General features: G+C 43.8%; 8 protein-coding genes. 7 read left to right on the top strand and 1 reads right to left on the bottom strand.

Features of this window, described 5'->3' with window-relative positions; all coding sequences use genetic code 11:
- Positions 1–75: 75 nt before the first annotated feature.
- From IBX48_RS01245 to lpxC, 6 genes are all read left to right on the top strand, one after another.
- The gene (locus IBX48_RS01245; protein ID WP_296829861.1) at positions 76–411 is read left to right on the top strand and encodes a hypothetical protein; all 336 of its coding nucleotides are present in this window, start codon (positions 76–78) and stop codon (positions 409–411) included.
- A 203-nt stretch (positions 412–614) separates the two neighbouring features.
- Entirely contained in the window at positions 615–2,006 is a 1,392-nt protein-coding gene (gene murC, locus IBX48_RS01240) for a UDP-N-acetylmuramate--L-alanine ligase (protein WP_296829859.1), read from the top strand.
- Positions 2,003–2,911, top strand: coding sequence for a D-alanine--D-alanine ligase (locus IBX48_RS01235; RefSeq protein WP_296829857.1), 909 nt, complete (start codon positions 2,003–2,005; stop codon positions 2,909–2,911). The genes murC and IBX48_RS01235 overlap by 4 nt, the downstream gene beginning before the upstream one ends.
- 13 nt (positions 2,912–2,924) lie before the next feature.
- Positions 2,925–3,629: an FtsQ-type POTRA domain-containing protein gene (locus IBX48_RS01230; protein ID WP_296829855.1), complete on the top strand. Its 705-nt coding sequence runs from the start codon at positions 2,925–2,927 to the stop codon at positions 3,627–3,629.
- A 21-nt stretch (positions 3,630–3,650) separates the two neighbouring features.
- Positions 3,651–4,898 (top strand): cell division protein FtsA, encoded by a 1,248-nt coding sequence (gene ftsA / locus IBX48_RS01225; RefSeq protein WP_296829852.1) that lies wholly within the window; start codon positions 3,651–3,653, stop codon positions 4,896–4,898.
- 47 nt (positions 4,899–4,945) lie between these two features.
- Positions 4,946–5,857 (top strand): UDP-3-O-acyl-N-acetylglucosamine deacetylase, encoded by a 912-nt coding sequence (lpxC, locus tag IBX48_RS01220; protein WP_296829850.1) that lies wholly within the window; start codon positions 4,946–4,948, stop codon positions 5,855–5,857.
- Positions 5,858–5,863: 6 nt separating this feature from the next.
- Here lpxC and IBX48_RS01215 read toward each other — a convergent pair whose 3' ends face one another.
- Positions 5,864–6,295 carry a DciA family protein gene (locus IBX48_RS01215; protein ID WP_296829848.1) on the bottom strand — a complete coding sequence of 144 codons (432 nt, stop codon included), beginning with the start codon at positions 6,293–6,295 and terminating at the stop codon, positions 5,864–5,866.
- Positions 6,296–6,457: 162 nt separating this feature from the next.
- Between IBX48_RS01215 and secA the strand changes: the two genes are divergently transcribed.
- Positions 6,458–9,181, top strand: a complete 2,724-nt coding sequence (gene secA, locus IBX48_RS01210) for a preprotein translocase subunit SecA (protein WP_296829846.1) — start codon at positions 6,458–6,460, stop codon at positions 9,179–9,181.
- Positions 9,182–9,276 lie beyond the last annotated feature (95 nt).

Here is a 9,276-nt window from a genome sequence, read left to right as displayed (position 1 = left end):
GATCTGAAAAACTTGGCGTTGCCAGAATGAATCAGGGGTTAATCGAGGTGCCCAAATGATTAAAGGGTTTGAGACATGTCAAAAGCACCATTGGATTGGATTAAATTAGAACTTATGCCGTTACCAGGCGCAACCGATCGACAAGCTAAAGTACTTTGGTGGAATCCAGAGGCACGGATTATAGAAGGTGAGGGGTGTGAAGAAGTCTTAGCTTTGGCTGAGGCCGCCTCACAAGCGGGCAGTTTGCAAACAGGTTCAGGCGGTTCAGTCGAAATTACTGATCCTTTACATCAGCCTTCCGAATTGGCGGCGGTGTTGGCTCAGTATTACTGGGTGATCCCACAACCAGTGGCCGCCCCCGGTGAGCAGGCTGAATCGAATTCTGAGAAAATACCGATTTTATTAAATTAAAGTGAATAGAGTTATTAAACGTATAAAAATTGACACTTTGAATCCATAAAACTTAAAAAAACGCACTCTCAAAAAGAATTATTCGATTAGTTGAGGCCAGGTTTGTTATTATAAGCAAAGTTTTTGTGTTCCAGAATTGGGTGTTTATTGAGTAATGACTCAGCACAAATTAGATTGGAACTCTCTGAATTTGTAGGGCTTTAATGAAAGAACAAGTAAAACAAATCCACTTTGTTGGAATCGGTGGTGTCGGTATGGCCGGTATTGCCGAAGTCTGCCTAAATCTCGATTTCCAAGTCTCAGGATCTGACGTCAAACGCAACCAGACGGTAAGCCGCTTAGAAAGTTTGGGCGCTAGAGTCCAAATTGGGCATGATCCAGCGTTAATGAAAACGGCTGATGTGCTGGTGGTGTCGAGCGCGATTCAGTCGGATAACTTGGAGGTGGTTTGGGCTAAGTCACAACGTATTCCGGTGATTCCTCGCGCGGAAATGCTGGCCGAGTTAATGCGCATGCGGTTCGGCATTGCGATTGCCGGCACGCACGGTAAAACCACCACAACCAGCTTAACCGCCGCTATTTTAACCCACGGCGGCTTAGACCCGACCTTTGTAATTGGCGGAAAACTAAATCAAGTTGGTAGTAATGCTCGCTTAGGTTCAGGGCGTTATTTAGTGGCCGAAGCGGATGAATCGGATGCTTCTTTTCTACACCTGACTCCTATGATGTCGGTGATCACCAATATCGACATGGACCACATGGAAACCTACCAAGGTGATTTTTCTCGTTTAGTCAGTACCTATAATGAATTTATAAACCGTTTACCGTTTTATGGTTTGGCGGTGTTGTGTCTGGATGATGAGAACATTAAAAAGTTGCTTCCAGATGTGCTACGTAAAACTCGCACCTATGGCTTTAATGAAGAGGCGGATGTGCGTGCGGTAAATGTGAAAACACACGGACTTCAAAGTCAGTTCGGTGTACGTTTAAAAGACGGTTCAGAGTTCAGTGTAACCTTAAATATTCCTGGACGACATAATGTTCAGAATGCGTTAGCGGCGATTACAGTCGCTCTCGAATTGGGTGTGAAACCTTGCGCGATTAATGAAGCTTTAATGGCGTTTGCCGGTGTGGGCCGTCGATTTGAAGTTTATCCGAATCGTTTAATTGGTGGTCATGATGTTACGTTGGTAGATGACTATGGGCATCACCCTACCGAGTTAAACGCGACCTTATCAACCGCCAGAGTGGCTTTTCCTGGTCAACGTTTAGTGTTGGTTTTTCAACCGCATCGATACAGCCGAACACGTGATTTGTTTGAAGATTTTGTCCATTCCTTGATGCAGGCCGATCTAGTGATTTTGACCCATGTGTATGCGGCGGGTGAAACGCCGTTAACCGCCTTTGATTCTAAAGCCTTAATTCAAGCTATGCGTTTGCGTGGTGCTCAAAATTTGGTGTTGGTCGATGGGTTTGATGAATTACAAAACCTTGCGCCAGAGTTATTACAGCCTAATGATGTGGTTTTAATGATGGGCGCGGGCGATATTGGTACATGGGCTAAGCAATGGCAAGAACAAGTAGGTGTAGTATGACATCATTTGGCCGAGTAGCGGTTTTAATGGGTGGCGTGGCCGCTGAACGTGAGGTTTCTTTACGCAGTGGTCAAGCAATAACTCAAGCACTTCAGGCTGCCGGAGTGGATGCTTATGCGTTGGATGTAACTCGGCTCGAACAGTTGGTTGAGATTAGCCAAAACTATGATCGTGCCTTTATTGCTTTGCATGGCCGTTGGGGTGAAGATGGCCAAGTTCAGGCCATATTGCAGTCTTTAAATATGCCGTTTACCGGCAGTCAAATGGCGGCCTCGGCTTTGGCTATGGATAAGTTACGTACCAAGTGGTTATGGCGTGGCGCGGGTTTATCTACGCCAGATTTTGTGCAGGTTAGTCAGTTTCAGCCATTAGACTTGGAAAACTTTAATTTAACGTTTCCATTAATTGTGAAACCTTGTCATGAAGGCTCAAGCATTGGCATGCGTAAGGTTTATACGTTAGACGAATTGCAGCAAGCGGTTGAGTTTGCACAGCAATACGATAGTGAAGTTTTAATTGAACGTTGGATTACAGGCCGCGAATTTACCGTTGCTGTGTTGAATGCCCAAGTCTTGCCAACCATAGAGCTAAAAACCACCCACGATTTTTATGACTATTCAGCTAAATATCAGTCAAACGACACGCAATACATTTGCCCTTGTAATCTTAGCCAAAACTTGCAGAACCAAATTGATCAATTAGTGCTACGCGGCTTCGATGTGTTGGGCGCAAAAGGCTGGGGGCGCATGGATTTATTGGTGGATGATAACCACCAGGCCTGGTTGATTGAATTAAACACGGTACCCGGTATGACCGATCATAGCCTGGTGCCGAAAGCGGCTAAAGTAATGGGTTTAAGTTTTGAACAGCTGGTGGTTGAAATTCTGAAAACATCATTAAACTAGAGGATTATAAGCGTTGCGAAAACTCAAGTGGGGTGTAAGCATTGTGGTGATTATAGCGGCGTTAAGTACGTTGTATTTTTCGCTGTTTTCGCAATCCCGCGGGGTCGACTATTTATCCTATAGCATTGTCGATTCATTACAGCATGTTAGTTTTGATGATGTGGATGAAGCCTTGGTGCCTTATTTGGCGCAATCGTTTTGGGAGGTCGATTTAAGCAAACTTAAACGTTCATTGGAACAGGTTAACTGGATTGAGAATGCGACGATTAAACGCAGTTGGCCAGGTTATTTAGAAATCAGCATTGAAGAGCATAACCCAATTGCTCGCTGGGGTGATAAGGACTTGATTAGTCAGCAAGGTAAAATTTTTCGTCCCGCTTCGCAGCAAGGTTTTGAGCACCTGATACATCTACAAGGGGATCGGCTGCAAGTACCGGCTTTGTTGGCGGTTTTGGAAACATTTCAACAAAACTTATCGGCTTTAAACTGGCAGGTGACCAGCTTGTCTCAACAGGTAGATGGCGTATTTCGATTAAAGTTTGATACTGGGCAAGACTTAATTGTAGATTCGGCCAATTGGACCACCAAGTTGCCGCGTTTTGTGAAGGCTTATCCTATGCTTTCGAAAAAGCTGGTAGAATCTGCACAAAGCTTTGATTTGAGATACAGCAACGGCGTGGCGGTAAAGGTGTTCTCACCTTCGTCACAGATGCTTTAAAGTAAAGAAGACTGGAAGACTATGGCGCGTAAAAAACTGGCTTCAAATATTATTGTTGGGTTAGATATTGGTACTTCGAAAATTGCCGCAATTGTCGGCAAGGTGAAACCCGATGGTAGCATTGAGATTCTGGGTATGGGGACGCACCCATCGAAAGGCCTTAAAAAAGGCGTGGTGGTGAATATTGACTCAACCGTTGAATCCATTCAACGCGCCATTGATGAAGCCGAGCGTATGTCTGGCTACCAGGCTCAAACCGTCTATGTCGGTATTGCCGGAAGCCATATCAAAAGTTTCAACTCAAATGGTATGGTTGCGATTCGAAATCAAGAAGTCACTGAAGAGGACATTCAGCGGGTTATTGACGCAGCGCGTACCCAAGCGATTCCAGGTGACCAGAAAGTTCTACATATTTTGCCGCAAGAATACATTATTGATAATCAAGACGGCATTCACGAACCGGTCGGTATGTCGGGTGTGCGTTTAGAAGCTAAAGTACATATGGTCACGGGTTCGGTTAGCTCGGCGCAAAACATTACTAAATGTGTACAGCGTTGTGGTTTAAAAGTTGAAGACATTATTCTAGAGCAGTTGGCGTCAAGTGAAGCCGTCTTATCCGAAGATGAAAAAGAGTTGGGCGTGTGTTTAGTTGATATCGGTGGTGGCACCACTGATATTGCGGTTTTCTATCAAGGCGCGATTCGGCATTCATCGGTGATTGCGGTGGCGGGTGATCAGGTTACCAACGATATTGCGGTGGCTTTGCGCACACCGACACCTGCGGCGGAAGAAATTAAACGTAAATATGCTTGTGCTTTGCCCCAGCTGATAGCCAAAGATGAAGAAATTGAAGTGCCCAGCGTGGGTGATCGCCCTGCTCGCTGTTTGTCGCGCCGTACATTGGTTGAAGTGGTTGAGCCGCGATACGAAGAACTGTTTCAATTGGTTCAAGCCGAGTTACGTCGCTCAGGGTTTGAAGACATGATTGCAGCGGGTGTGGTATTAACCGGGGGCAGCTCATTGGTGGAAGGCGCGGTTGAATTAGCAGAAGAAGTATTTAATATGCCGGTTCGTTTAGGTTTACCTCATGGTATTAGCGGTTTAACCGAGGAAGTAAACAGTCCAAGTTTTGCTACTACTGTAGGTTTGCTAATGTATGCACGCGATCACATGCCTGTTACCCCAGAAACTGGCAGCAATAGCTATAACTTCAACGATGAAAAAGCCTTGTTAAAACGCATGAAAAGTTGGTTTTCAAACAGCTTTTAATGTGTAACAAATTGTATAAAAAGAATTTAATAAGATAGAGAAAAAGCGTGAAGCAGAGAACAATTGCTAATCCAATTAAAGCCAAGGGCGTTGGATTACATACAGGGCATGAAGCAATCATGACTCTAAGACCCGCACCGGTAAATACCGGGATTGTGTTTCGTCGTGTGGATTTAGATCCGGTGGTTGAGTTTAAGGTGGCACCCGATATTGTGGGTGAAACGATGTTATGCACGACCATTCTAAATCAGGGCGCCAAAATTGCAACGATTGAGCACCTGATGTCGGCCTTGGCTGGTGTGGGTATGGATAATTTATATATTGATTTAAATGCCGATGAAGTTCCGATTATGGATGGCAGTGCCTCGCATTTTATTTTCTTACTGCAGTCGGCGGGCATTGAATTTCAAGATGCGGATAAGTGTTATATCCGCATTAAAAAATCGGTGCGTGTTGAAAATGAACTCGGTGGCTGGGCCGAATTTAAGCCTTATGAAGGTTATCGATTGAACTTCTCAATTAGGTTTGATCATCCGGCGTTTAAACAAACGGCGGAAAACATGACATTGGATTTTTCGTCCACCTCTTATTTTAAAGAAGTCAGTCGGGCGCGTACCTTTGGCTTTATGAGTGATATGGCTATGTTACGTTCGCGACAGTTAGCTTTAGGTGCAAGTTTAGAAAATGCAATTGGCCTAGATGATACCGGAGTAATGAACAAAGAAGGGCTGCGCAACAAAGACGAATTTGTACGCCATAAAATTCTAGATGCCGTCGGTGACTTGTTTATGGCTGGGCATGCCATTATTGGTGAGTTTACCGCGCATAAGTCGGGCCACGCGTTAAATAACCAATTGTTGCGTGAATTATTCAGTCAGTCTGATGCGTTTGAGGTGATTTCTTTGGGTGATTCAGATCCGCTTCCTATCGACTTTAGCAGCAGCAAAGTTTTACTCTAAATTTATCTAATCGACCGCATTATTGGGTTGGGCGCGTTGACTCAGTTTAGTTAACGCGTCCGCCAGCTTTGGGGGAAGGTTTTCACTGAGTTTAATCATCTGCTCGGCGGACTTGGCGTCAGGTCGATTCGCGGATCTTTTTACGCGAGCAGGTTTACCTGAATCAAGTATGACCTTAAAGTGGATTTGATTGAGTTTAAGGTGCGGTAGGTTCTGATCGTAATGATGTAATAAAGACTGCTCAAAAAAACGCAATTTGCTTGCCCAATTCGCGCCATTCACTAAACAAACCAATGTTTGCTGTTCAATACTTACACCAACCAAGTGCTTAACTAGGTTGTCAGGCAAAGCGGATTGGCCTAGTTCAAGTAAGGCTTGGTAAAGCTCGGCCTGCTGAAAAAGCTTCATTAAACTGGGTTCTTTTAGTAGGTGTTTCATGCTGTGTAATAAGCCTGCGTTGATTTTAAGCTATGGTAGAATAAATCCCATTTTAAATGATCGTGGTACTTAACGGCGAATCTTCGGTTAACATTTTTTTAAAATGTGACTGGTTTGTTATTGAGTACGACTCTGGTAATAAAGTTCAGGTAATTAACCATTATGTTCGTAGATATTTTCAAAAAGATTTTCGGCAGCCGTAATGAGCGGTTGTTAAAACAATACCAAAAGCGTATAGCTCAGATTAATGCATATGAAGCCGAGTTGGAAGCACTGTCGGATGAAGCCTTGCAAGCAAAAACGCCGGCTTTTAAACAAGCATTAGCCGATGGAAAAAAACTTGATGATATTTTACCTGAAGCTTTTGCGGTTGTACGTGAAGCCGGTAAACGTGTTTTTGGTATGCGTCATTATGATGTACAGATGATCGGCGGTATGGCATTGCATGATGGTCGTATTGCCGAGATGCGTACCGGTGAAGGTAAAACCTTAGTCGCCACTTTAGCCGCTTATTTGAATGGCTTAAATGGTTCGGGTGTGCATGTCATTACGGTCAACGACTACCTGGCAAAACGTGATGCGGAATGGATGGGACAGCTGTTTGAATTTTTAGGCTTGAGTACGGGTGTGATTGTTAGTGGTCAAAGTCATCAAGAAAAGCAATTGGCTTATTCGATGGACATTACTTACGGCACCAACAACGAATTTGGTTTTGATTATCTGCGTGACAATATGGCGATCTATAAAGAAGAAAAAGTCATGCGTGGCCAGTCATTCGCTATTATCGATGAAGTTGATTCGATCCTAATTGATGAAGCGCGTACACCGCTTATTATTTCGGGGCCAACGGATAACAAAGCGGAGATTTATCACAAGATTAATCCCTTGATTGCACACCTAGAGCTAGGTGAAGAAGATCAGCTCGAAAAAACCACGACAGGCGATTACACCATTGATGAAAAAGCGCGTCAGGTGTTTTTGACTGAGGAAGGTCACGAAAAAATCGAAGATATGTTGTTAGAAACGGGCCTACTAAAAGAAGGCGATAGTTTATACGATTCGACCAATATAGGATTAATGATTCACGTTAATGCGGCTTTAAGAGCGAATGTGTTGTTTGAACGTAACCGCGATTATATAGTTGAAGATGGCGAAGTCATCATCATTGATGAGCATACCGGTCGTAAAATGATTGGTCGTCGCTGGGGTGAAGGTTTACACCAAGCGGTTGAAGCGAAAGAAAAGGTGGATATTCAGCATGAAAGCCAGACGTTTGCTTCCATTACCTTCCAAAATTATTTCCGTCAGTACAACAAATTATCGGGCATGACGGGTACAGCAGATACCGAAGCGGGTGAGTTTTTGTCTACTTACAAGCTAGAAGTAGTTGTAATTCCATCAAACAAGATACCCGCCCGTCAGGATTTAACAGACTTAGTGTTTCTCGATATGCAGAGTAAATTTAACTCATTGGTTGAGGATGTTAAGCAAACCTATGAAACTGGACAGCCTATTTTAGTCGGTACGGCTTCGATTGAGTCGTCTGAAATGTTGTCGTCTTTATTTACACGTGCCGGCATTAAGCATGAAGTGTTGAATGCTAAACAACATGAGCGTGAAGCCCACATTATTGCCAATGCCGGTATGCCAAACGCGGTAACAATCGCCACTAATATGGCTGGTCGTGGTACGGATATCGTGTTAGGCGGTAATCTTGAAGCGCAGATTGACGAGTTAGGTGAAAATGCGACACCTGAACAAATTGCCAAGGTTAAAGCCGATTGGCAAACACGCCACCAGTTGATATTAGACTTAGGTGGTTTGAAAGTGATTGGTTCTGAACGCCATGAGTCGCGTCGAATTGATAATCAGCTACGCGGTCGTTCAGGTCGCCAAGGTGATCCGGGTGTGACGCGTTTTTACTTGTCACTAGATGATGATTTAATGCGTCGTTTTGCATCTGAACGCGTTAAAAATATGATGCGTCGTTTAGGTATGCAAGAAGGCGAAGCGATTGAGCACCCAATGGTGAGTAAATCAATTGAACGTGCGCAAAAACAAGTTGAACGTTTACACCAAGATGAACGTGCTAACCTTTTAAAATTTGATGATATTTCCAACGAACAGCGTAAAGTGGTTTATCAACAACGCAACGAGCTGATGGAAAGCGAAGAAGTTCGTGAAACAATTCAGTTAATGCGTGACGACATTGTTAATGATGTGATTGATCAATACATTATGCCAGGCAGCCTAGATGAGCAATGGCGTATTCCAGAGTTGGAAACCGCGTTACATGAAGAGTTTGGTGTAACCGTTCCGGTTCAAACCTGGCTTGATGAAGATAAGTCGTTATATGAAGAACCTTTACGCGACAAAATCTTACAGGCTATTGCAGAAGCTTATAATCAAAAAATGTCGGTGGTGGATGAAAAAACCCTCGGACATTTTGAAAAAGAGGTGTTGTTGCGCAATATTGATAAGTTATGGCGTGAACATCTAGCGGAGATGGATTATTTGCGTCGTGGTATTCACTTACGCGGCTTTGCACAAAAGGATCCGTTTCAAGAATACCGCCGTGAATCAGCCTTGCTTTTTCAAATATTCTTGAGTGAAGTGAAGCGCGAAACGGTTAAGATGTTGTCTTGGGTGCAGTTGCAAAGCCAAGAAGATGTAGCAAATTTTGAAGCGCAGCAAAAAGAAGAAGCGCAGCAAAAACTCCAGGCGACGCACCCTGATGCCGACAAAGTATCTTCAAGTGCTTCAGCGCACAACGAAGCAAAAGATCAAAATACTTTCCGCCGTGACGTACCGAAAGTAGGGCGTAATGATCCCTGTCCTTGTGGATCGGGTAAAAAATATAAGCAGTGTTGTGGTAAGTTAGATTAATCTCGGTCAGACGCGCAATACGTCGGTTTTAAATTCTGGCCAGCTTAATTTGCTGGCCTTTTTGGTTTTATAATAAAGTTAATATTTATATTTAT

Source organism: Thiomicrospira sp. (assembly GCF_014859555.1).
GTDB lineage: Bacteria > Pseudomonadota > Gammaproteobacteria > Thiomicrospirales > Thiomicrospiraceae > Thiomicrospira.
This window is presented reverse-complemented; position numbering and strand designations above follow the sequence as displayed.

Excerpts from the sequence above, each read along its gene's own strand:
- IBX48_RS01245 (WP_296829861.1), top strand. The coding sequence starts at position 76 with ATGTCAAAAGCACCATTGGATTGGATTAAATTAGAACTTATGCCGTTA.
- murC (WP_296829859.1), top strand. The coding sequence starts at position 615 with ATGAAAGAACAAGTAAAACAAATCCACTTTGTTGGAATCGGTGGTGTC.
- IBX48_RS01235 (WP_296829857.1), top strand. The coding sequence starts at position 2,003 with ATGACATCATTTGGCCGAGTAGCGGTTTTAATGGGTGGCGTGGCCGCT.
- ftsA (WP_296829852.1), top strand. The coding sequence starts at position 3,651 with ATGGCGCGTAAAAAACTGGCTTCAAATATTATTGTTGGGTTAGATATT.
- IBX48_RS01215 (WP_296829848.1), bottom strand. The coding sequence starts at position 6,295 with ATGAAACACCTACTAAAAGAACCCAGTTTAATGAAGCTTTTTCAGCAG.
- secA (WP_296829846.1), top strand. The coding sequence starts at position 6,458 with ATGTTCGTAGATATTTTCAAAAAGATTTTCGGCAGCCGTAATGAGCGG.